17 protein-coding genes are annotated in these 21,961 nt (G+C 64.2%); 4 read left to right on the top strand and 13 right to left on the bottom strand.

Annotated elements, in window-relative coordinates:
* Positions 1-35 precede the first annotated feature (35 nt).
* A complete protein-coding gene (locus ACQ4N9_RS03230; RefSeq protein ID WP_390969492.1) occupies positions 36-1,031 on the top strand; it encodes an alpha/beta fold hydrolase in 996 nt (331 codons plus the stop codon).
* A gap of 94 nt (positions 1,032-1,125) precedes the next feature.
* Here the strand turns inward: ACQ4N9_RS03230 and ACQ4N9_RS03225 are convergent, their stop codons facing one another.
* From ACQ4N9_RS03225 to ACQ4N9_RS03195, 7 genes are all read right to left on the bottom strand, one after another.
* Entirely contained in the window at positions 1,126-1,461 is a 336-nt protein-coding gene (locus tag ACQ4N9_RS03225; RefSeq protein ID WP_125462840.1) for a GlpM family protein, read from the bottom strand.
* Positions 1,462-1,488: 27 nt separating this feature from the next.
* Entirely contained in the window at positions 1,489-2,817 is a 1,329-nt protein-coding gene (locus ACQ4N9_RS03220) for a sigma-54-dependent transcriptional regulator (RefSeq protein ID WP_390969490.1), read from the bottom strand.
* 13 nt (positions 2,818-2,830) lie between these two features.
* Positions 2,831-4,735, bottom strand: a complete 1,905-nt coding sequence (locus ACQ4N9_RS03215) for a sensor histidine kinase (RefSeq protein ID WP_390969488.1) — start codon at positions 4,733-4,735, stop codon at positions 2,831-2,833.
* Between the two features lie 58 nt (positions 4,736-4,793).
* On the bottom strand, positions 4,794-5,528 hold the full coding sequence (locus ACQ4N9_RS03210) for an amino acid ABC transporter ATP-binding protein (RefSeq protein ID WP_110995129.1): 735 nt from the start codon (positions 5,526-5,528) through the stop codon (positions 4,794-4,796).
* Positions 5,525-6,196: an amino acid ABC transporter permease gene (locus ACQ4N9_RS03205; RefSeq protein ID WP_110995130.1), complete on the bottom strand. Its 672-nt coding sequence runs from the start codon at positions 6,194-6,196 to the stop codon at positions 5,525-5,527. The genes ACQ4N9_RS03210 and ACQ4N9_RS03205 overlap by 4 nt, the downstream gene beginning before the upstream one ends.
* On the bottom strand, positions 6,197-6,943 hold the full coding sequence (locus tag ACQ4N9_RS03200) for an amino acid ABC transporter permease (protein ID WP_125462844.1): 747 nt from the start codon (positions 6,941-6,943) through the stop codon (positions 6,197-6,199).
* 147 nt (positions 6,944-7,090) lie between these two features.
* Positions 7,091-8,008, bottom strand: a complete 918-nt coding sequence (locus ACQ4N9_RS03195) for a glutamate/aspartate ABC transporter substrate-binding protein (RefSeq protein WP_390969485.1) — start codon at positions 8,006-8,008, stop codon at positions 7,091-7,093.
* A 320-nt stretch (positions 8,009-8,328) separates the two neighbouring features.
* Between ACQ4N9_RS03195 and ACQ4N9_RS03190 the strand changes: the two genes are divergently transcribed.
* Positions 8,329-12,627: an NEL-type E3 ubiquitin ligase domain-containing protein gene (locus ACQ4N9_RS03190; protein ID WP_390969483.1), complete on the top strand. Its 4,299-nt coding sequence runs from the start codon at positions 8,329-8,331 to the stop codon at positions 12,625-12,627.
* A 16-nt stretch (positions 12,628-12,643) separates the two neighbouring features.
* On the opposite strand, the gene glpD is transcribed toward ACQ4N9_RS03190, so the two are convergent.
* The 4 genes from glpD to ACQ4N9_RS03170 all read right to left on the bottom strand — a co-directional run bounded on the left by glpD (position 12,644) and on the right by ACQ4N9_RS03170 (position 17,658).
* Positions 12,644-14,176: a glycerol-3-phosphate dehydrogenase gene (gene glpD, locus ACQ4N9_RS03185; protein ID WP_390969481.1), complete on the bottom strand. Its 1,533-nt coding sequence runs from the start codon at positions 14,174-14,176 to the stop codon at positions 12,644-12,646.
* A gap of 183 nt (positions 14,177-14,359) precedes the next feature.
* Entirely contained in the window at positions 14,360-15,115 is a 756-nt protein-coding gene (gene glpR / locus ACQ4N9_RS03180) for a DNA-binding transcriptional repressor GlpR (protein ID WP_110995134.1), read from the bottom strand.
* A gap of 125 nt (positions 15,116-15,240) precedes the next feature.
* A complete protein-coding gene (glpK, locus tag ACQ4N9_RS03175) occupies positions 15,241-16,740 on the bottom strand; it encodes a glycerol kinase GlpK (protein ID WP_390969478.1) in 1,500 nt (499 codons plus the stop codon).
* Between the two features lie 66 nt (positions 16,741-16,806).
* On the bottom strand, positions 16,807-17,658 hold the full coding sequence (locus ACQ4N9_RS03170; RefSeq protein ID WP_125462848.1) for an MIP/aquaporin family protein: 852 nt from the start codon (positions 17,656-17,658) through the stop codon (positions 16,807-16,809).
* Between the two features lie 305 nt (positions 17,659-17,963).
* On the opposite strand from ACQ4N9_RS03170, the gene ybaK reads away from it, so the two are divergent.
* A complete protein-coding gene (gene ybaK, locus ACQ4N9_RS03165; protein ID WP_390969476.1) occupies positions 17,964-18,434 on the top strand; it encodes a Cys-tRNA(Pro) deacylase in 471 nt (156 codons plus the stop codon).
* Between the two features lie 99 nt (positions 18,435-18,533).
* A complete protein-coding gene (locus tag ACQ4N9_RS03160) occupies positions 18,534-19,313 on the top strand; it encodes a PhzF family phenazine biosynthesis protein (protein ID WP_390969474.1) in 780 nt (259 codons plus the stop codon).
* Between the two features lie 262 nt (positions 19,314-19,575).
* Here ACQ4N9_RS03160 and ACQ4N9_RS03155 read toward each other — a convergent pair whose 3' ends face one another.
* Both ACQ4N9_RS03155 and argF read right to left on the bottom strand, forming a co-directional pair.
* A complete protein-coding gene (locus tag ACQ4N9_RS03155; RefSeq protein ID WP_347149811.1) occupies positions 19,576-20,685 on the bottom strand; it encodes an ABC transporter ATP-binding protein in 1,110 nt (369 codons plus the stop codon).
* Positions 20,682-21,602 (bottom strand): ornithine carbamoyltransferase, encoded by a 921-nt coding sequence (gene argF / locus ACQ4N9_RS03150; RefSeq protein WP_232883364.1) that lies wholly within the window; start codon positions 21,600-21,602, stop codon positions 20,682-20,684. Before argF ends, ACQ4N9_RS03155 begins: the two co-directional genes overlap by 4 nt.
* Positions 21,603-21,961: the final 359 nt, after the last annotated feature.

Genomic DNA, 21,961 nt, shown 5'->3' with positions numbered 1-21,961 from the left:
GCTCTACTGGGGATCTGCATTCTGGTGTTTTTTTCATGCGGGCTTTTTTACTTTTCTTCCTTCTGCTGATTAGCGCTTCGGCGAGCTTCGCCGACGACCGCTGCAACCCACAGGTGCCGGTGCAACGTGCCGAGCTGGGTGAGCTGAGCCTGGTCTACCAGAGCGTCGGCGCGCCGCGGGATCCGGCGTTATTGCTGGTCATGGGCCTGGGCGGGCAGTTGATCCACTGGCCGGACGACGTGGTCGAGGCGCTGTGCCGCCAGGGCTTTCGGGTGATCCGTTACGACAACCGCGATGTCGGCCTGTCGCGCTGGAACCAGCTGCCGGGCTCGGCCAACCTCACCCTCGAAGTGCTGCGCTACAAACTGGGCCTGCCGGTATCGGCGCCCTACAGCCTGACCGACATGGCCGGTGACGGCTTGCACCTGATGGACGCGCTGCAGATCCGCCAGTTCCATGTGCTGGGGGTGAGCATGGGCGGGATGATCGCCCAGCACCTCGCGGCCATGGCGCCGGAGCGGGTGCGCAGCCTGACGCTGGTGATGTCCAGCTCGGGCGCGGCCGGGTTGCCGGCACCGAATCCGGCGCTGGTGCAGCTGCTGGCGCGGCGCAATGCACCGAATCGGGCGGTGGCGATCGAGCAGCAGGCTGACCTGCTGGCGGCCTTGGGCAGTCCGCAGGTGAAGGATGATCGCGCGGTGTTGCTCAAGCAGGCGGCGCAGGCCTATGACCGGGCGTTCAACCCCGAGGGCGTGAAGCGCCAGATCATGGCGATTCTCGCCGAGCCGAGCCGGGTCGAGTTATTGAATCAATTGCGGGTGCCTACGCTGGTGGTGCATGGCACCGCCGATCCGCTGCTGCCGGTGATGCATGGGGTGCACCTGGCGGCGCATATCCAGGGCAGTGAGTTGCGCTTGATACCGGGGCTGGCGCATCGCTTCCAGGAGCCGTTCAAGCAGCCGCTGCTGGGGGCGGTGCTGCCTTACCTGCAGTCGCATCGGCAGGATGTGACGCATATCGCCGGGCTTTAGAACCTATCGCGGGGCAAGCCCGCTCCCACGCAATAGACCTATGGGAAATTCACTGCGTGGGAGCGGGCTTGCCCCGCGATGCCAGTTCGAGCCTTCAGTGCATCCGCACCCACACGCTCACCAGCACCGTCGCCGCCATCAGCCACGCCACCGTGGCCAGTGCCAGCGACGCCTCCAGGCGCATGCGGTCGACCAGCACATACAAGGTCGCCAGGTAAACGAAGTACGGAATGATCGACCACATGCCGAACAGGATGGTGGTCTTCAGATCGTCCACCGAGCGCCCCTTGCCAACGATGTAATGGGCGATCAGGGCGAAGGTGGGGAACAGCGGCACCAGCCCTGCGATGTAGTAGTTGCGGGTCTTCGACAGGATGGCCAGCAGCACCACCACGCCGGCACCCAGGGCCGCTTTGAATACCAGGTCCACGTTGTCTTTCCAGGTTGAGGTTGCCGATCAGCCGAGGCCGTATTTCTTCACTTTGTCGAACAGCGTGGTCTTGGCCATGCCCAGCTCCTGGCTGGCCTGGCTGAGGTTGCCGCCGGTGCGCTGCAGGGCATCGCTGAGCAGGTTGCGCTCGAACGCCTCGACCGCCTCGGAAAAGCCCAGGCCCTGGCTGGCGCCACCGCTGGGGCCCTTCTTGAACGCTGGCAGGCCCAGGGCATGGCGTTCGGCGACGTTGCGCAGCTCGCGCACGTTGCCCGGCCAGTCGTGGGCCATCAGTTGCGACAGGGTCTGGCTGTCGAGCTGTGGCGCCTCACGGTCGAAGCGCAGCGCCGACTGCTGCAGGAAGTGCTCGAACAGTTGCAGGATGTCTTCGCGGCGCTCGCGCAGGGGCGGCAGCTCCAGGGTCACCACGTTGAGGCGGTAATACAGGTCGCTGCGGAACTGGCCGCTCTGGCCGAGGGCGTCGAGGTCGGACTTGGTGGCGGCGATCACCCGGCAGTCCACGGCAATGCTCTGGTTCGAGCCCAGGCGCTCCAGGGTGCGCTCCTGCAGCACGCGCAGCAGCTTGATCTGCAGGTTGATCGGCATGCTCTCCACTTCATCGAGGAACAGCGTGCCGCCATTGGCGTGCTCGATCTTGCCGATGCGCCGTTTGCCGGCGCCGGTGAAGGCGTTGGCCTCATGGCCGAAAATCTCGCTTTCGAACAGGTTCTCTGGCAGGCCGCCGCAGTTCAGCGCCACGAACGGCTGGCCCTGGCGCCGGCTGAAGTCGTGCAGGCAGCGGGCGACCAGCTCTTTGCCGGTGCCGGTCTCGCCTTCGATCAGCACGTTGGCCGAGGTGTCGGCAACGTTGGCGATCAGTTCGCGCAGGTGCTCCATGGCTGGCGAACGGCCAATGATCCGGCCCTCCAGGCTGCTCTGTTCGACCAGTTGGCGGCGCAGGGCGACCACCTCCCGGGACAGGCCGCGCTGCTCCAGCGCGCGGCGGACCACGTCGACCAGGCGCTCGGGCGAGAAGGGTTTTTCCATGAAGTCGTAGGCGCCGTTGCGCATGGCGCCGACCGCCATGTCGATATCGCCGTGGCCGGTGATCAGCACCACTGGCAGGCTGCGGTCGCGGGCCTTGAGGCGGTTGAGCAGCTCCAGGCCATCGATGCCTGGCAGGCGGATATCGCTGACGACGATGCCGGCGAAATCGTCGCCGATGCGTTCCAGTGCCTGCTCGGCGCTGCCGACGCCTTCGCAGGCGATGTCCTCGAGGGCCAGCGCCTGCTGGCAGCCGAGCAGCACATGGGGATCGTCTTCGACGATCAAAACCGTCAAGGGTGCTTGGTTCATAGGGACCCTTCGTTCATGGGAGCTCTGCGGATTCGGTGGGCGGCGTGGCCAGGGGCAAGGCGAGGACGAACGCAGTACCGCCGCCGGCGGGGTGTTCGACGCTCAGGGTGCCCTTGGCGGCGGTGGCCAGGCTGGCCGACAGGGTAAGGCCCAGGCCCAGGCCATGCTCGCCCGGTTTGGTGGTGAAGAACGGTTCGAACAGGTGCTTGCGCGCTTCCGGGTCGATGCCGTGGCCATTGTCGCGTACCCACAGTCGGTACTTGTCGCCCTGGGCTTCGCCTTCCAGCCACAGCTGCGGCAGCGGTTGGGTGGCCATGGCGTCCAGGGCGTTGCCGATCAGGTTGACCAGGATCTGTTCCAGGCGGGTCTGGTCGATGGCTAGCTGCTGGTCGTCGAACTGGCGGTGCAACTGCAGATGGCAGGCACTGATGCGGTTGCCCAGCACCTGCAGGGTGGCCTCGACGGCCTTTTCCAGCGAGGCCTGGCCGCGGTCGTCGCCGCGCCGGGCGAACGAGCGCAGGCTGGCGGTGATGCGGCCCATGCGGTCGATCAGGTCGTTCATGGTGCGCAGGTTGGCGCTGGCGGTTTCCAGTGCGCCGCGTTCAAGGAAGCGCACGGTGTTGCCCGACAGCGTGCGCAGGGCCGCCAGGGGCTGGTTGAGCTCGTGGGCGATGCTGGTGGACATCTGGCCGATGGCCGCCAACTTGCCGGCCTGTACCAGCTCGTCCTGGGCCTGGCGCAGGGTCTGTTCGGCGTGGCGGCGTTCGCGGATCTGGCCTTTGAGGCGTTCGTTGCTGGCCCGCAGGTCGGCGGTGCGCTCGGTGATCTTGCGCTCCAGGTGGCTGTTGGCCTCTTCCAGCGCCTCGCGAGCAGCCAGGCGGGTGGCGATCACCTTGCGTCGTTCGTTCCAGGCGATGGCCAGGATCGCCAGCAGGGCAAACGCCACGCCGACCAGGATGCCCTGCACCATGGATTCGCGGCGCAGGTCCTGCAGCGGGGTGAGCAGGGTGAAGTGCCAGGGGGTGTCGACCAGGCGCCGGGTCTGGGCCAGGTAGGCCACTTCGTGGGGCTTGCCGTGGGCGGTTTCGCTGTTGGCCGGGAAGGTCAGTTTCTCCACGCCATCGGCCAGGGTTTCACGGGCCAGCGGTTGCAGCTCGTTGAGTGGCCACCAGTAGTACTGCAGGCTGCGCGCCAGGCGTTCCTTGATCTGCGGGTTCAGCGGGCGTACCGACTTGAGGCGCCGGGCCGGGTCGCTGGAGAGGATGATGATGCCGTTCTCGTCGCTGACGAAGGCTTCCAGGCGGGCGCGTTGCCAGCGTTCTTCAAGGGTGTCCAGGCGCACCTTGATCACTGCCACGCCGATGATCTTGCCGTGTTCTTCCAGGCCATGGGCCAGGTAATAGCCGGCCTCGCCGGTGGTGCTGCCGATGCCGTAGAAACGCCCGGGTTCGCCGCGCACGGCGGTTTGGAAGTAGGCACGGAACGCCAGGTCTTCGCCGAGGAAGGAATCGGCGTCGCGCCAGTTGCTGGTGGCCTGCACCCGGCCGTTGGTGTCGAGGACGAAGATCGCCCGGCTGCGGCTGCGCCGGTTCAGGCCTTCGAGGTATTCGTTGACGGCTTGGCGATCACCGGCTTCGGGGTCGGTGAGCAGGCGCGAGACGCTGTCTTCAAGCTCCAGCAGGCTGGGCAGGTAGGTGTACTTGCTGATTTCGCTTTCGACCGTGCGTGCATGCAGTTCCAGCGCGCGCTCGCCGCTTTCGCTGAGGGTGCGGATGCCATTGCTCTCGCTGATCAGATAGCCAGCCATGCCCAGACCGACCATCAGCAGGATGACCAGGGGCGGTAGCAGCAATTGACGGATCAGGCGGGATTTCACGGCAGGCTGGGCAGGGCGAAGGAGCGAAGGGTCGCATTTCATCACAGTGGCCTTGTCACGACCAGCGTCCGCTGCCGGGCAGGCAGCGGACGTGGCTCACTCAGTGTTGCAGGATCTTGCTGAGGAAGTGCTGGGTGCGCTCGTGGCGGCCTTGCGGGTTGCCGAAGAAGTCTTCCTTCTGGCAGTCCTCGATGATGTTGCCTTTGTCCATGAAGATCACCCGGTTGGCGACCTTGCGGGCGAAGCCCATTTCGTGGGTAACGCACATCATGGTCATGCCTTCGTGGGCCAGTTCGACCATGACGTCGAGCACTTCGTTGACCATTTCCGGGTCCAGCGCCGAGGTCGGTTCGTCGAACAGCATGACGATCGGGTCCATCGACAGGGCGCGGGCAATCGCCACGCGCTGCTGCTGGCCGCCGGACAGCTGGCCGGGGTGCTTCTTGGCGTGGGCCCCCAGGCCGACGCGGTCGAGCAGGGCCAGGCCCTTCTTGGTGGCTTCCGCCTCGCTGCGGCCGAGTACCTTGCGCTGGGCGATGGTCAGGTTCTCGGTGATCGACAGGTGCGGGAACAGCTCGAAGTGCTGGAACACCATGCCGACCCGCGAACGCAGCTTGGGCAGGTTGGTCTTGGGGTCGGCGATGGAGGTGCCGTCGACCACGATGTCGCCTTTCTGGAACGGCTCCAGCGCGTTGACGCACTTGATCAGCGTGGACTTGCCCGAGCCCGACGGGCCGCAGACCACCACCACTTCACCTTTCTTGACCTCGGTGCTGCAGTCGGTCAGCACCTGGAAGTCGCCGTACCACTTGTTGACGTTCTTGATGGAAATCATACGGTGATCCTTTTTTGCAGGCGCTTGACCAGCCAGGAAGCGGAGAAGCTGATGAGGAAGTAGACGACACCGGCGAAGATCAGGAACTCATGGGAGCGCCCGATGATGTCGCCGTTGGAGCGCGCCGAGTTGAGGAAGTCGATCAGGCCCACGGTGTACACCAGCGAGGTGTCCTGGAACAGGATGATGCTCTGCTGCAGCAGCAGCGGGGTCATCTTGCGGAACGCCTGGGGCAGGATGATCAGGCGCATGCACTGGCCATAGCTCATGCCCAGTGCCTGCGCGGCGCCCATCTGGCCCTTGGAGATCGACTGCACGCCGGCTCGCACGATTTCGCAGAAGTAGGCCGCCTCGAACATCATGAAGGCCACGACGCAGGAGGTGAACGCGCCCACCGGGGTGTCTTCGCCGGTGATCCAGCGCAGCACGAACGGCACCGCCAGGTAGAACCAGGTGATGACCAGCAGCAGCGGGATGGAGCGGAAATAGTTGACGTAGGCGCCGGCGAAGTTCGACAGCAGCTTGTTCGACGACAGACGCATCAGGGCGAGGATCGTGCCCAGCGCGATACCGCCGACCACACCCATCACCATCAGTTGCAGGGTCAGGACCATGCCGTCCCACAGGGCAGGCAGGGCCGGGATGATTTCGCTGAAATCCATGTCCATTTACTTGCCCCCCACGGAGATCAGGCCAGGTACCGAGACTTTCTTCTCGACCATGCGCATGAGCAGCATCAGGCCCATGTTCAGGGTGAAGTAGATCAGTGTGGCGAGGGTGAACGCTTCGAACAGGTTGGCGGAGAATTCGGCGGTCTGCTTGGTCTGTGCCAGCAGTTCCATCAGGCCGATCAGCGACGCTACCGAAGAGTTCTTGAACACGTTCAGGAATTCCGAGGTGAGCGGCGGAATGATGATCCGGTAGGCCTGGGGCAGCAGCACGTTCATGTAGATCTGCGACAGGCTGAAGCCCATCGCGCGCCCGGCCGATTCCTGGCCACGCGGCAGCGCCTGGATACCGGTGCGCACCTGTTCGCAGACACGGGCGGCGGTGAACAGGCCGAGGCAGATGACCACGCTGATCAGTGCCGAGGTGGTCGGGTTGAGGTCCTGCTTGAACCACTCCTGCAGGCCTTCGGGCAGCAGGTCGGGCACCAGGAAGTACCAGATGAACAGCTGCACCAGCAGCGGTACGTTACGGAACAGCTCGACGTAGGCGGTGGCAATCCCTGACACCAGGCGGTTAGGCACAGTGCGCATGACGCCGAGCAGCGAGCCCAGCAGCAGCGCGATGATCCAGGCGGAGACAGCGATGGCGATGGTCCAGCCCAGGCCGGTGATGTACCAGTCCAGATAGGTTTCGCTGCCCACGCCGGTGGACTTGAAGAACACGCCCCAGTCCCAGTTGTAATTCATCGGGATTTCCCCTCAGACGGTTGTTTCACGGGCACCTTGATACATCCGGGGGCGTTCGACGCCCTCGGATGTAAAGGTTAGACACTAAAAAGTGGCCTGTCGGATCGAAACGTGCGCGTTGCGCACCAGGCCACTACTTGCCTGGGATCAGGACTTCTTCTCGTCCGCGGCCTTGTCGGTCGGCTCGGCGATCAGCTTCTTCAACTCGTCGCTCATCGGGAAGTTCAGGTTCAGGCCTTTCGGTGGGATCGGCTGCTGGAACCACTTGTCGTAGCTCTTGTTGACTTCACCCGACTTGAAGTAGGCGACGATGGCTTCGTCGACCGCTTTCTTGAAGGCCGGGTCGTCCTTGCGCACCATGCAGCCGTAGATCTCGTACGACTGTGGGGTGCCGGTGATGACCCAGTCGGTCGGCTTCTTGGCCTTGGCCATTTCACCGGCGAGCAGGGCGTCGTCCATCATGAAGGCCACGGCGCGGCCGCTTTCGAGCATGTTGAAGGCTTCGCCGTGGTCTTTGGCCGAGATCACGTTCATCTTCATCTGCTTGTCGGCGTTCATCGCCTTGAGGATGCGCTCGGAAGTGGTACCGGCGGTGGTCACCACGTTCTTGCCGGCCAGGTCGGCGAAGTCTTTATAGGAAGGCTGACCGTCTTTGACCTTGGTCAGCAGGCGGGTGCCGACTTCGAAGATGCCCACCGAGAAACCAACCTGCTGCTGGCGCTCGACGTTGTTGGTGGTGGAGCCGCACTCCAGGTCGACGGTGCCGTTCTGCACCAGCGGGATGCGGGTTTGCGAGGTGACGAGGTTGTACTTGACCTTGATGTCGGTGCCCAGTTGCTTCTTCAGGGCGTCGACCACAGCGATCTGGATGTCGTGGGAGAAGCCCACGGGTTCCGGCTTGCCAGCGAGGTAGGAGAACGGGATGGAGGAGTCGCGGTGGCCCAGGGTGATGGTGCCCGAGTCCTTGATCTTCTTCAGGGTGCCGGTCAGCTCTTCGGCCATGACGGGCGATGCGATGACTGCAGCCGCGATTGCGGCGCCCAGCAATTGACGAACGATGCGCATCAAATTTTCCTCGACGTGTTTGTTTTTTTTATGGAGCCGTTGGCGGACTCTTTCGTTCAACGAATACCGCAATGAAGCGGGTGCATTCGGCTACCAAGTGTAGAGCATGAGTCGTGCCAAGCTCTGGCATAGATCATAACGGCGCGAAAACACTGGGGATTAATGTTTTCTTACGGTTTGTGTTGCAGATATTTCGTCCGGAATACCGAATAGGTTGCTTTCGTGCGTTCGGTAATCCGAATGGGTGTGTGGTAGTGGAGTAACGCAACCGGCCGGCCGGTTACGGGTCTGCTTGTGGCTTTTGCCCGAGGACTGCCGTAATGCCGCACTTCACCGAATCGATTGACGGGCTGATCGCCCGGGAGCTGCCGCCGTGGTTGCTGGGAGCGCAAGTCGAGCACCTGCGGGCCTTGCATGCGGCGCTTCGGGCCCAGCAGGCGTGTGCCGAGCGCATGCGCACGCTGCTCGAGGGCGTGCCGGCACTGGACGCTTTCGCAGCACCGCTGCTCGAAAAGGCGCTGCAGCAGGCGGGGCTCGGCGCGATCGATGTGGGTAATGCGTGGGTGGTGATGGCCCAGGATGTCGAACTGCCAAGCGCCGCACCCAACTTGCCCAAGCCACGGCATACCTTCCATTCACGCCAGCCGCTGTTGGCCTCGGCCCTGCACAACTATCGCGAAGAAGAGGCGCAGCGTTCGATTTTCCGTCGTGCGCGTCTGGTGGATGCCCAAGGTGTCGGCCTTGCGTTTACCTTCGAGCGTTTCGTCCGACTGTGCCGAGCGCTCGACCTGGGTGGCCGCTACCAGCGTCTGCTCAAGCAAAAGCTGCAGCCAGAAGGGGAGGCCGGACGCGCTGTCGAGCGTCTGTTCGAAGAGCAGCAACGCCTGCAACTGGAGGTCGAGGCGCTGACGGCGCTGCTCAAGGGGGGGCTGGACGAACGTGGCTACCTGCACCTGGTGCCGTTCCTGACCACCTCGCCGGTTGTTGCGCCGCTGCCTGAGCCGGTGGAGGCGCGGCAATTGTGGCTGCTGGGCAAGCGCATACAGGGCGTGGTGACCCTGGAGGTGCGCCAGCTCGGCGGCGCGACGGTCGAGGCTGTGATCGCGTGCATACCGGGTGATCCGCACGGTGCGGTGTCGCGCCATGGCTCGTGGAATGCCTTGTACCAGGTGTTGGCGCAAAGGCTTGCCGAGCCTGGTTATCGGCGCTTCTTCGGGCGTTTCCTGGGGGAGCGCGACCGGGCAGCCTTCATGGCCAGCCTGGCACGGCTCAGGGCTACACAGTCGAACGCCGCCGTCGAACTGGACGGGCGCAATCTGGTGATCGCGTCGCCGTTGCTTGTGCATCTTCGCAACGCGCGGATGAGCAAGATTCTCGACGATGCCCGGGTGTTGGCAGTACCGACCGATGACGAGGACGCGGCGTCCCGACGTGAGCGCCTGCACGCCTATGCCGCCGCCGGGCTGGATCTGCTCAACCTGATCGGCCTGTTCGTGCCGGTGCTCGGGGAACTGATGCTGGTGGTGGCGGCGGCGCAGATCGGCGAAGAGCTCTACGAGGGCTATCAGGATTGGCAGCTCGGCGATCGGCAGGCGGCGTTGGATCATTTGTTCAATGTGGCTCAGACCGTCGTGGTCGGTACGCTCGCCGGCAAGGCCTCGGGAGAAGCCATTCAGTTGACTCGGCGCATTGCGTTCGTCGATGGCCTTGCACCCGTGCGCACCGCCGGCGGCAGATTGAAACTCTGCGTTGCGGACCTGGCCACCTATCGGGTGACGGCCGATGAGCTGGGGGCGGGTGAGTACCAGCCCGGTCGCGTGAGGCTGCATGACGGCGCTTATAACGCCCGTGAGGATGTTGTGCAAGGTGATTGGCAACTGCTTCACCCGCAGCGCGCCGATGCCCATGCGCTGCGCCTTGAGGGTAACGGTGCTGGCGGATGGCGCCACGAGCTCGAGCAGCCGCAGTACTGGCAAGGGGACGGATACCTGTTGCGGCGCCTGGGCAGCCGCTTCGCATCGCTCAACGATGCCACCGCCGAGGCATTGTTGCGGATCACAGGTCATACCCAGGCGCAGTTGCGCCAGTTGCATCTGGAGAATGCCGTGGCGCCTGCCCGGTTGCTCGATGCATTGGAGCGGTATGCGCTGCATGAGCAGTTTCCGGCGCTACAGGGTGAGGCCTTCGAGGGCTACCTTGCCGAGCGCAGCGTCGTGCCGGACAGCCGCCAGGCAGTGCTCATTCGCGATTTCCCCGGGCTGTCTGTGCGCGGGGCGCAAGAAATCCTCGAACAGGCCAACAGCGCACAATTGCAGCAGATGCAGGCCACGCAGCGGGTGCCGTTGGCCCTGGCCGAGCGGGCCAGATGGTACTTGCGCGATGCCCGCCTGGATCGTGCCTGCGCCGGCTTGCAGCAACCCCAGGCCGTCATCGCCGATACCGAGCGTTTGGCCTTCGGGCTGGTCGACGCCCTGGCGCCATGGCCTGAAGCGGTACGCATCGAGCTGCGTGATGGCCACGCCGCGGGTGATTTGCGGGTGGCGTGCGGTGCGGCCACTGCCAGTGATGTACGCCTGATCGTCAAGGGGCGCTTGGGTTACCGGGTCATGGAAGGGCCAGGCGTCGACCGCTCGACCCCTCAGGATGATCTGTTGCAGGCGCTGGCGCTGAGCTTCGATGCCAGCCAGTCGGCGCGTCTGGGCGACTTGAGGCAGTTGCGTGAACGCCTGGCTTCGCATACCGCGACTCACCGCGAACAAGTGGCCGAGCTGCTCGGGCTGGCTCCCATCGGTCGCGGGCTGCGCCCACCCCGGCGGTTCGCCGACGGTCGTCTGGGCTATTCCCTCAGTGGGCGAGGTGAAAGCAGTCGGCAGGCGTTGGAGCAAGGTATCCGGCAGGTTTATCCCACGCTGACCAACTTGCAACTCGATGCCTACTTGCAAGCGCTGAGGCAGCAGAATGTCGATCCATGGACCCATTACGCGTTGTTGCAGGACCGCCTGGCACGGCTGCGCGCGGCGTTGCAGGCCTGGCGCGCCGATGCGTCCGGCCCCTTCGACGCACTCAGGCGTCGGCGTGTGGCCAATGCCATGCGCCGTAGCTGGCGGCGCAAGGTCACCGGCGGCGATGGCGACTATGTGCTGGAGATCGTCGGTGAGCGCGTGGGCAGCCTGCCGACACTGCCCGATGATATCGATTTCAGCCATGTCCGCCGCCTGGTATTGCGTGACATGGATCTGGCCGATCTGCAGGCAGGCTGGCTGCGTCGATTTGGCAATCTGCTCGAGTTGGATCTTCGGCATAACCGATTGACAGAGATTCCAGCGGATCTTGAACACCTGACGCAACTGCGGCGGGTGCGGCTTTCGCACAATCGGATCGTGATGGATGCCGAGGGTAATCGCCGTCTTGGTGCCTTGCGGCGCGCGGTAAGCATTGAGCTCGATTACAACCCGCTGGGGCATTCGCCGGAGCTTGGGCGACTGCGCCATCTTCGCAGGTTGTCGCTGCGGGCCACTGCCCTGGAACGCGTACCTGAAGAGCTGCACGTGCCCTGGCGTGCGTTGCTCGACCTGCGCGACAACCGGATTCGACAGCTACGTCAGGATCTTCATGGGCTGGGCAGGCGCCTGGGGTTGCAGCGGTTGAGCCTGCACGACAACCCCCTGGACAGTTCCAGCCTGCAGCAGCTGGATGGGCGAGTGAGCCCCTTGTCGCCGGGGGAACGGGGTAGTGCATCGTTCGAGCACGCGGCGGTGGATGCTTTGCTGCGTGAAAGGATGCTCAGGGGGGCTCGGCCGGAACGGCTCGTGCTGCGATCAGCGTTGTGGGAAAGACTGATAGACGAACCTGAAGCGGCCGACCTGTTCAGGTTCATCGCTGACTTCGTCAATACCGAGGATTTCCATGCTGCCGAGGACGTGTACCGCGGGCGGATCTGGCGCATTCTCGAAGCCTGTGAGCAGCATGAGGGCTTGCGAGCGCGGGTGTATGCCGAAGCGGGCGGTGAGCGAACCTGCGAGGATCGTCTGCTGCTGGTGCTCAGCCAGCTTGAGCTGGCCCTGCTGGCTGAGCAGGCGGTGCTGAGCGGGCCACCCGAGCAAGTGGAATGGCGGTTGCTGCGCCTGGGGCGTGCTCTGCATCGGCTGGATGCGGTGGACCGGATTGCCAACGCTCATGTGCAGCGGATGCGCGCTGGAGGCGCTGCGCTGGTGGATGAAATCGAAACCCGGCTGTTCTATCGGGTTCGACTGACTCCGTCGTTGGGTTTGCCAATGCAGCCCGAGATCATGCACTACGAAGCATACGCCGGGGTCAGCACCAGCGACCTGCTCGCAGCGGAAAGAGATGTGTTGCGTGGAGAGAACGCGCAAGTACTGGTCGAGTCGCTGGTCCAGCGCCCGTTCTGGGAGCGATTTGCCCGAGAGCGCCATGCCGAACGTTTCGAAGCAATGGCCGAGCCCTTCCACGAACGCCTGGAGGAAGGGCTTGAGCAAGGGGCGAACAGTGCCGAGTACGTGACGTTGGCGCAAAGGCTCAGGCAGGAACTGCAAGAGGCCGAGCAGCAATTGCTGCAAACCCTGGCCTGGGAGGCCTACGCCCGCTCCCAGCCAGGTTAGCCTGTTCGGCCGGTTTTCAGGCGGCTCGCACGCGGTCGCGGCTCGCCTGGGCCTGTTGCAGGTAATCCACCAGCGCCTGTTGTTCGCTCGCGCTGGTGAACAGCCCCAGCTTGGTACGGCGCCAGAGGATGTCGTCGGCGTCGACCGCCCACTCCTGGTTGCACAGGTAGTCCACTTCGCGGGTGAACAGGCCGCCACCGATGGCCTGGCCCAGGTCCTCGGGGCCATTCACGCCTTCGAGCAGGCGCCAGACGCGGCTGCCGTAAGTCACGGCCCAACGCTTGGCGATATCCAGCGGCAGCCAGGCATGGCTGGCCAGCACGGCCTCCACCAGTGCCTGCACGCTGGTCATGCTTTCGCCGCCGGGTAGCGGCGCATCGGCGGTCCAGCTGCCGCGCATCTGGGTGAAGAACGGCTTGAGCTCGGCCATCGCCGACTCGGCCAGTTTGCGGTAGGTGGTGAGCTTGCCGCCGAATACCGACAGCAGTGGCGCTTCACCTGCTGCGGCGGACAGCGCCAGGGTGTAGTCGCGGGTCACTGCCGATGGGTTGTCCGACTCGTCGTTGCACAGCGGGCGCACGCCGGAGTAGGTGTGCAGGATGTCGGTGCGGCTCAGCTGGTGGTTGAAGTGTTCGTTGACCACTTTGAGCAGGTAGTCGGTCTCCTGCTCGGTGATCGCCACCTTGGCCGGGTCGCCGCTGTATTCGCGGTCGGTGGTGCCGATCAGGGTGAAACGCTCCAGATAGGGGATGCAGAAAACGATGCGTTGGTCTTCGTTCTGCAGGATGTAGGCGTGTTCGCCTTCGTACAGGCGCGGCACGATCAGGTGGCTGCCTTGGATCAGGCGGATGCCGTAAGGCGCGTGGAGCTTGAGGTCGTCCTTGATGAAACTGGCCACCCAAGGGCCGGCGGCGTTGACCAGGGCGCGGGCGCGGATGGTCTGCAGGCTGCCGTCGGCGTGTTGCAGCTCGACTTCCCAGATGCCTTCGACCCGCTCGGCACGCAGGCAACGGGTGCGGGTGTGGATGTGTGCACCTTTCTCGCGGGCGGCCATGGCGTTGACGACCACCAGGCGGGCGTCGTCGACAGCGCAGTCGGCATATTCGAAACCGCGGGTGATGGCTGGCTTGAGCGGGTAGCCCGGGCCGAAGCGCAGGCTGCGCGAGGCGCCCAGGCGCTTGCGCTTGCCCAGGTGGTCATAGAGGAACAGGCCGGCGCGGATCATCCAGGCCGGGCGCAGGTGTGGCTGGTGCGGCAGGACGAAGCGCATTGGCTTGACGATGTGCGGGGCTTTGGCCAGCAGCACTTCGCGTTCGGCGAGGGCTTCGCGCACCAGGCGGAATTCGTAATGTTCGAGGTAGCGCAGGCCGCCGTGGATCAGCTTGCTGCTGGCCGAGGAGGTGTGCCGGGCCAGGTCGTCCTTTTCGCAAAGGAATACCTTCAGGCCGCGCCCGGCGGCGTCTGCCGCGATGCCTACGCCATTGATGCCGCCACCGATAACGGCGAGGTCGTAGCAGTCGAGGGGTTGGGGCGAAACGGGCTGGGACACAGCAAGGCCTCCTGGGCTGTCCATATCGAATATGAACATTGATGTTCGTTTGCGAAAATACTAGCGCAATGAACAGGCGGCCGCCAGTGAGTCTTTATAGAAAAAACTGATCGGATGACAATTAAATGAACATTTACGAACATCGTGCAGGGCCGGCAAGCCGGCGCCTGCAGAAAGGGGGCGTCAGACCACGTCCAGGCGGATCTTGTACTGGTTGAGCAGTTGGGTCAGGGCGGGGGTAGGGGCCTGATCGGTCACCAGGCAGTCCACCAGGCTGATCGAGCCCAGGCGGACCATGGCGTTGCGCCCGAACTTGCTGGAGTCTGCTGCGAGGATCACCTGGCGGGCATTGGCGATGATCGCCTGGGACACGCGCACCTCCTGGTAATCGAAGTCCAGCAGGCTGCCGTCCTCGTCGATGCCGCTGATGCCGACCACGGCGAAGTCGACCTTGAACTGGCTGATGAAGTCGACGCTGGCCTGGCCTACCACACCGCCGTCACGGCGCACCGTGCCGCCAGCGATCAGCACTTCGAAATCGTCCTTGGCGCCAAGGATCGCCGCCACGTGCAGGTTGTTGGTGATGATCTTCAGGTGGTTGTGGTTGAGCAGCGCCCGGGCGATGGATTCGGTGGTGGTGCCGATGTTGATGAACAGCGAGGCATGGTCGGGGATCTGCCGGGCCACGGCTTCGGCAATGCGCTGCTTCTCGTCGCGCATCTGGTCGGCGCGCATGGCGTAGGCGGTGTTTTCGATGCTCGAGTCGTAGGCGGCGCCACCGTGGTAGCGGCGCAGCAGGTTGGCCTCGGCGAGCTGGTTGATATCGCGGCGGATGGTCTGCGGGGTGACGACGAACAGCTGCGCCATTTCCTCGATGCTGACGTAGCCGCGTTCGCGGACCAGCTCGAGGATTTGTTGTTGGCGTGGAGGCAGATTCATGGGCGGTCCTTGGGGGCAGCCGGAAAAATTCTGCAATGATGCCGTAGGAAGGGGAGGACGACCAGTCTGGATGCGACCTCCATAGCGGTAGGCGCCAGCAAGCTGGCGCCTACCGAAGGTGGGGGTCAGGCGTCGTGGTCTTCCCAGTCGCGGGTGCGATCCACGGCCTTGCGCCAGCCTTTGTACAGCTTCTCTTTCGCCGCTTCGTCCAGTTGCGGGCTGAACTCGCGTTCGATGATCGCCTTGTCGCGCAGCTCGTCCAGGCCGCTCCAGAAACCGCAGGCCAGGCCGGCCAGGTAGGCGGCGCCGAGGGCGGTGGTTTCGCGCATTTTCGGGCGCTCTACGCAGGTGCCGAGAATGTCGGCCTGGAACTGCATGAGGAAGTTGTTGGCCACCGCACCGCCATCCACGCGCAGTTCGCTCAGGCGCTCGCCGCAGTCCTGCTGCATGGCATCGAGCACGTCGCGGGTCTGGTAGGCGATCGACTCCAGCGCGGCACGGATGATGTGGTCGACTTTCACGCCGCGGGTCAGGCCGAACAGCGCACCACGGGCGTAGGGGTCCCAGTACGGCGCGCCGAGGCCGGTGAAGGCGGGCACCAGGTACACGCCGTTGCTGTCCTTGACCTTGCTGGCGAAGTACTCGGTGTCATAGGCGTCGTTGATGATCTTCAGTTCGTCACGCAGCCACTGCACGGTGGAGCCGCCGTTGAACACAGCGCCTTCCAGGGCATAGGCCACTTCGCCGCGGGGGCCGCAGGCGATGGTGGTGAGCAGGCCGTGGGACGAAGCGACCGCCTTGTCGCCGGTGTTCATCAGCAGGAAGCAGCCGGTGCCGTAGGTGTTCTTGGCCTGGCCGGGCTCCACGCACATCTGGCCGAACAGCGCCGATTGCTGATCGCCAGCGATGCCGGCGATTTTGATGCCGCTCTTGGTCTGGCCATAGACTTCCGACGACGGGCGCACTTCGGGCAGCATCTGCCGCGGGATGCCGAGGATATCCAGCAGCTTCTCGTCCCACGCCAGGGTATGGATGTTGAACATCAAGGTGCGCGAGGCGTTGGTGTAGTCGGTGACATGCACCTTGCCGCCGGAGAATTTCCAGATCAGCCAGGTATCGATGGTGCCGAACAGCAGCTCGCCGCGCTCGGCGCGCTCGCGAACGCCTTCGACGTTGTCGAGGATCCACTTGAGCTTGGTGCCGGAGAAGTACGGGTCGGTGACCAGGCCGGTGGTTTCGCGGATGTACTGTTCGTGGCCGTCACGCTTGAGCTGGGCGCAGATCTCGGTGCTGCGGCGGCACTGCCAGACAATGGCGTTGTACACCGGGCGGCCGGTTTCCTTGTCCCACACCACGGTGGTTTCACGCTGGTTGGTGATGCCGATGGCGGCTACCTGGGCGTGGCTGATACCGGCCTGGGCCAGGGCTTCGACCATGGTCGCGCTTTGGGTGGCGAAGATTTCCATCGGGTCGTGCTCGACCCAGCCGGCCTGCGGGTAGTGCTGGGCGAACTCGCGCTGCGACGTGCCGACCACGTTGGCGTCGCGGTCGAAGATGATGGCCCGAGAACTGGTGGTGCCCTGGTCGAGGGCAATGATGTAGTTCTTGTCCTGGGTGTCTGTCATGTCGATGGCCTTGCAGGAATTAGGAGTGGTTCAGGGCGTGGCGAGCATTGGAGCCCGGCGCTGGCATCAGGAAACCTGGGCATCACCCTGAGGATTATCGTCTGTCTGTGGCTTCTCGGCTTCTGCTGTCGGCAGGTTGCGGGCGATCAGGCCGCGGTACAACGCCGCACCAAGGCTGGCGCCGAGAATCGGTGCGAACACCGGTACCAGGAAATAGGGAATGTCACGCCCGCCGGTAAAGGCGATGTCGCCCCAGCCAGCGAGGAAGGTCATCAGCTTGGGCCCGAAATCGCGCGCCGGGTTCATCGCAAAGCCGGTCAGCGGGCCCATGGCGCTGCCGATCACGGCGATCAGCAGGCCGATCAGCAGCGGCGCGGTGGCGCCACGGGGCAGGCCGTTGTTGTCGTCGGTCAGGGCCATGATCACGGCCATCAGGATGGCGGTGATGATCACTTCGACCAGGAACGCCTGGCCGGTGGACAGCGCCGGGTGCGGGTAGGTGGAGAACACCGAGGCCAGCTCCAGGCTGGCCTGGCTGCCGCGCAACATGGCGTGGGCCTGTTCGAAATCGAAGAACAGGTTGCTGTACAGCGTGTAAACGAGCGCGGCGCCACAGAACGCGCCACACACCTGGGCGAGGATGTAGAACGGCAGTTTGCGTTTGTCGAAGCCGGCGAACAGGGTGAGGGCGATGCTCACGGCCGGGTTCAGGTGCGCGCCGGAAACGCCGGCGGTGAGGTAGATCGCCATGCTCACGCCGACCCCCCAGATGATGCTGATTTCCCACAGGCCGAAGCTGGCGCCGGCAACCTTGAGGGCGGCGACACAGCCTGTGCCGAAGAAGATGAGCAGCGCGGTGCCGAGGAACTCGGCCATGCATTGGGCGGAAAGCGTCGGTTGGCGTAGAGCAGTCGTCATGTATGACCTCGGTTCTTGTTGTTGTGAGGCGCAGTGCGCTCGACAGCAAAAAAGCCCGGAGTCGATCCCCATTGACGCCGGGCGGGTGCAGGAAGTGCACCTTATAGGTGCACCATGTATTCAGAAACGAAAAAATATAGACAAGAAACGCTGATGTCAAAGGTCGAAAGTGAACGGCTGGCCACAATCTGACCGAGAGGCCTGCCTGCGAACCGTTGGCCGCCGCTCTGGCCCGCGGGTGTGCTGGCTGGTCTGGGGGATTTGCCCTACAGTAGCCGGCGACCTGCGATCGACTGGAGCCTTCGATGACCCCCGCCCTGGACCTGCTGAAAAAGGCGCGCGCCGATTACCGCGTGCACAGTTACGAACATGACCCGAAGACTGCTTCCTATGGCCTGGAAGCGGCCGAGAAGCTCGGCCTTGACCCGCTGCGGGTGTTCAAGACGCTGCTGGCCAGCAGCGAGAAGGGCGAATTGCTGGTGGCGGTGGTGCCGGTGGTCGGTACCCTCGATCTCAAGGCGCTGGCCCATGCGGCGGGGGTGAAGAAGTGCGAAATGGCCGACCCGCAGGCTGCCCAGCGTGCCACGGGCTACCTGGTGGGGGGGATCAGCCCGCTGGGCCAGAAGAAGCGTCTGCGCACCTTCATCGACGAGTCCGCGCAACAACATGAAACCATTCACGTCAGCGCGGGCCGTCGTGGCCTGGAGGTGGAGCTGGCAGCGGCGGTGCTGGCAACCCATACCCAGGGGCAATTCGCCGGGATTGGTCGCGGCTGATCATCTGTATGGTGGTAATTTTCTCGACTCTGTCACTGTTCGGTCCGGGCCCTGTGCGCCATGCTCGGGCCCTTTCCAAAAAGACAGAGGGAGCGTGTCATGCAGTTGCACTTCCATCAGGTCGACGCGTTCAGCGATCGTCCCTTCGCCGGCAACCCCGCCATGGTCTATCACCTGGAGCAGTGGCTCGACGAGGCGCTGATGCAGCAGATCGCCGCCGAGCACAACCTTGCCGAGACCGCGTTCGTGGTGGCCGAGGGTGAGGGATACCGGATCCGCTGGTTCACCCCAAGTACCGAAGTGCCGCTGTGTGGCCATGCCACCCTGGCCAGCGCTTATGTGCTGTTCGAGGTCTATGGCGAGCAGAAGGCGCGGCTGGACTTCCAGAGCCAGTCAGGGCCACTGAGCGTCAGCCGTGAAGGGGACCGCTTGTGGCTGGACTTCCCGCGCATTGATTCGCAGCCGGTGGCCGAGCCTTTGCCGGTTGCCGAGGCGTTGGGCTGCGAGGTGCTGGAAGTGCGCCAGAGCAATGAGCTGTTCGTGGTGTTGCCGTCGGAGCAGGCGGTGCGTGATTGCACGCCGGACATGGCTGCGGTGGCGCGTCTGCCCGGGCTTGGCGTGATTGTGACGGCGCCCGGGGCCAGGCATGACTTCGTATCGCGCTATTTTGCCCCGGCGATCGGCATCCCCGAGGACCCGGTCACCGGTTCCACCCATTGCCTGCTCATCCCGTACTGGGCCGAACGCCTTGGCAAGACCGAGTTGAGTGCTTTCCAGTGCTCGGCCAGGGGCGGTGAGCTGTCATGCAGGCTGGAAGGTGAGCGGGTGAAGATCGGTGGGCAGGCTCGGCGGGTGGCCAGTGGCACGTTGATGCTTTGATTGTCGCGGGGCAAGCCAGGGCACCGAACCGCAGCTCCCACGTTGGTCGTGGGAGCTCGCCATTCAAACAGCTGCGCGATCCACATTACTTATTTCGAGCCGGGACCTGTGGGAGCGGCTTTAGCCGCGAACACCGGCAAAGCCGGTGCCATCCACCGCGTCGCCTGTTTCGCGGGTAAACCCGCTCCCACAGGCAGAGTACAGGTCTTGAGTTCGGCTCGGTCGGGTGCGCGCTGACTTGTCCTGCGATGTTCTGGGTGCCTCAGAGCGCCGAGCTGACGCGGCGCACGCCGTTCTCCTGGCGTGGCAGCTGCGCGGCTACGCTGCCGGGCACCGGGAACAGCACCAGGTGGTCGGCTGCCACGGCGATGCCGATGTCCTGGCCTACCTGATGGTCGATGTGGCTGGGGAAGATCGCTTCGAGCTGGCTGCCGGTGGGCAACTGCAGGCGATACAGGGTGGAAGCGCCGAGGAAGCTCTTGCCGACAATTTGCGCACGCAATTTGCCGTCGGGCGCATGGATGATGTCATCCGGGCGCAGCAACACGTCCACCGAGCTGCCCAGGGCCATGGTGTAGGCGCGATTGCCCCGCAGTTCGCCGAGTTCGGTGGTCACCGCTTCATGGCTGCTCATCTGGCCGCGAATGAAGTAACCCTGGCCAATGAAGCTGGCAACGAAGGGAGTCTGCGGCTCGTGGTAGAGGTTGTAGGGGGTATCCCACTGCTCCAGGCGGCCTTCCTTGAACACGCCAACGTGATCACTGACAGCGAAGGCTTCTTCCTGGTCGTGGGTGACCAGGATGGCGCTGGTGCCACGGCTCTTGAGGATGTCGCGCACCTCGTGGCTGAGGCGCCTGCGCAACTCGACGTCGAGGTTGGAGAACGGCTCGTCGAGCAGCAACAGTTGTGGCTCCGGCGCCAGTGCGCGGGCCAGGGCGACCCGCTGTTGCTGGCCGCCGGACAACTCGTGCGGGTAGCGCCCGCCGAGGCCGCCCAGCTTGACCAGTTCGAGCATCTCCTCGACCACGGCCGCCTGTTGCGGGTGCTTGCCGATGCCGAAGGCGATGTTCTGCGCCACGGTCAGGTGGGGGAACAGCGCGTAGTCCTGGAACACCATGCCGATCCGGCGTTTCTCCGGAGCCAGGGTGAAGCCTGCACGGGAGATGACCTCGCCGGCCAGCTGGATCTCGCCTTCATGCACCGGCTCGAAACCGGCGATGGCGCGCAGCGTGGTGGTCTTGCCGCACCCGGAGGAGCCCAGCAGGCAACCGATGTCGCCTGCGTTCAGGTGCAGGTTGAGGTTCTGGACGATGCGCTGCTCGCCGTAGCCGCAGGCGAGGTCGCGCAGGTTGAGCAGTAGGGGTTGACTCATGCGTGGTGGTAAGCCGGTTCTACAAGGAATTCGAGAAGGGCCTTCTGCGCATGCAGGCGGTTCTCAGCCTGGTCCCAGGCGACCGAACGGGGGTCGTCGAGCAGGTCCTGGCTGATTTCCTCGCCACGGTGGGCGGGCAGGCAGTGCATGAACAGGGCATCGGGTGCCGCCAGGTCGAGCAGTGCGCGGGTGACCTGGTAAGGCGCGAAGTGCGCCAGGCGCCGTGCAGTTTCCTCTTCCTGGCCCATGGAAGTCCAGACATCCGTGGTCACCAGGTGCGCGCCGCGTACGGCTTCCTTGGGGTCACGGATGATCTGCACGCGGTCACCGCCCAATTGCAGGAAGCGTGGATCGGGGTCATAGCCCTCGGGGCAGGCGATGCGCAGCTGGAAGTCGAACTGGCGAGCGGCTTCGATGTACGAGTTGCACATGTTGAAGCCATCGCCGATCCAGGCCACGGTCTTGCCCTGGATCGAGCCACGGTGTTCAAGGAAGGTCTGCATGTCGGCCAGCAACTGGCAGGGGTGCGACTCGTCGGACAGGCCGTTGATCAGCGGCACCCGCGAATGGGCGGCGAATTCGGTGAGGGTGCTGTGGGCGTGGGTGCGGATCATCACCGCATCGACCATGCTCGACAACACGATGGCGCTGTCGGCAATCGGCTCGCCGCGGCCCAGCTGGGTGTCACGCGGCGACAGGAAGATGGCCTGGCCGCCGAGCTGGATCATGCCCGCCTCGAACGACACTCGGGTACGGGTCGAGGATTTTTCGAAGATCATCCCCAACACGCGGTTCTTCAGGGGCTCGAACAGCACGCCACGCTTGCGCAGGTCCTTCAGCTCGATGCCTCGGCGGATCACACCGAGCAATTCGTCGGTGGTGAAATCCAGCAGGGAGAGAAAGTGCCTAGCGCTCATGATTGACTACCTTATCTGCAACGGTGTGCAGGTCGACCGTATGGGTTTTGTTGACAACGGGAGTGACCTGCGGCGTAAGCCGCACGGGGCGGACGGAATAGGGAAAGGCGCAATACTATAATTAAATGTCGCCTCAAACCAAGAGGGGAAACAGTGTCTCTGTATCAGCGGGTGTCGTAACCCGCTGTAGGCGCGCTGTTTTTTATTTGCTACAGGGGTTGTACACGGCCAGGCGCGCGTTTGGCAAACCCGCTGTCGCGAATCGTGGGCCTGATGTCGGCCAATTCACGCCGCGAAGCGCGCTGGTGAGCCTTGCTGGGGCGGCGCATAGTCGAACGTCCAGAACAACACGGCAGAGG

It is taken from the genome of Pseudomonas sp. ES1 (genome assembly GCF_050586605.1).
GTDB classification, from domain to species: Bacteria; Pseudomonadota; Gammaproteobacteria; order Pseudomonadales; family Pseudomonadaceae; genus Aquipseudomonas; species Aquipseudomonas sichuanensis.
The sequence above is the reverse complement of the archived record's forward strand: the minus strand, read 5'-3'. Positions and strand labels throughout refer to the sequence as shown.

Bases quoted from the DNA above. Each gene is read 5' to 3' on its own strand.
- ACQ4N9_RS03230 (WP_390969492.1), top strand. From the start codon at position 36: ATGCGGGCTTTTTTACTTTTCTTCCTTCTGCTGATTAGCGCTTCGGCG.
- glpK (WP_390969478.1), bottom strand. From the start codon at position 16,740: ATGACAGACACCCAGGACAAGAACTACATCATTGCCCTCGACCAGGGC.
- ACQ4N9_RS03160 (WP_390969474.1), top strand. From the start codon at position 18,534: ATGCAGTTGCACTTCCATCAGGTCGACGCGTTCAGCGATCGTCCCTTC.
- ACQ4N9_RS03155 (WP_347149811.1), bottom strand. From the start codon at position 20,685: ATGAGTCAACCCCTACTGCTCAACCTGCGCGACCTCGCCTGCGGCTAC.
- ybaK (WP_390969476.1), top strand. From the start codon at position 17,964: ATGACCCCCGCCCTGGACCTGCTGAAAAAGGCGCGCGCCGATTACCGC.
- ACQ4N9_RS03195 (WP_390969485.1), bottom strand. From the start codon at position 8,008: ATGCGCATCGTTCGTCAATTGCTGGGCGCCGCAATCGCGGCTGCAGTC.
- ACQ4N9_RS03205 (WP_110995130.1), bottom strand. From the start codon at position 6,196: ATGGACATGGATTTCAGCGAAATCATCCCGGCCCTGCCTGCCCTGTGG.
- ACQ4N9_RS03170 (WP_125462848.1), bottom strand. From the start codon at position 17,658: ATGACGACTGCTCTACGCCAACCGACGCTTTCCGCCCAATGCATGGCC.
- argF (WP_232883364.1), bottom strand. From the start codon at position 21,602: ATGAGCGCTAGGCACTTTCTCTCCCTGCTGGATTTCACCACCGACGAA.
- ACQ4N9_RS03200 (WP_125462844.1), bottom strand. From the start codon at position 6,943: ATGAATTACAACTGGGACTGGGGCGTGTTCTTCAAGTCCACCGGCGTG.
- ACQ4N9_RS03215 (WP_390969488.1), bottom strand. From the start codon at position 4,735: ATGAAATGCGACCCTTCGCTCCTTCGCCCTGCCCAGCCTGCCGTGAAA.
- ACQ4N9_RS03210 (WP_110995129.1), bottom strand. From the start codon at position 5,528: ATGATTTCCATCAAGAACGTCAACAAGTGGTACGGCGACTTCCAGGTG.
- glpR (WP_110995134.1), bottom strand. From the start codon at position 15,115: ATGAATCTGCCTCCACGCCAACAACAAATCCTCGAGCTGGTCCGCGAA.
- ACQ4N9_RS03190 (WP_390969483.1), top strand. From the start codon at position 8,329: ATGCCGCACTTCACCGAATCGATTGACGGGCTGATCGCCCGGGAGCTG.
- ACQ4N9_RS03220 (WP_390969490.1), bottom strand. From the start codon at position 2,817: ATGAACCAAGCACCCTTGACGGTTTTGATCGTCGAAGACGATCCCCAT.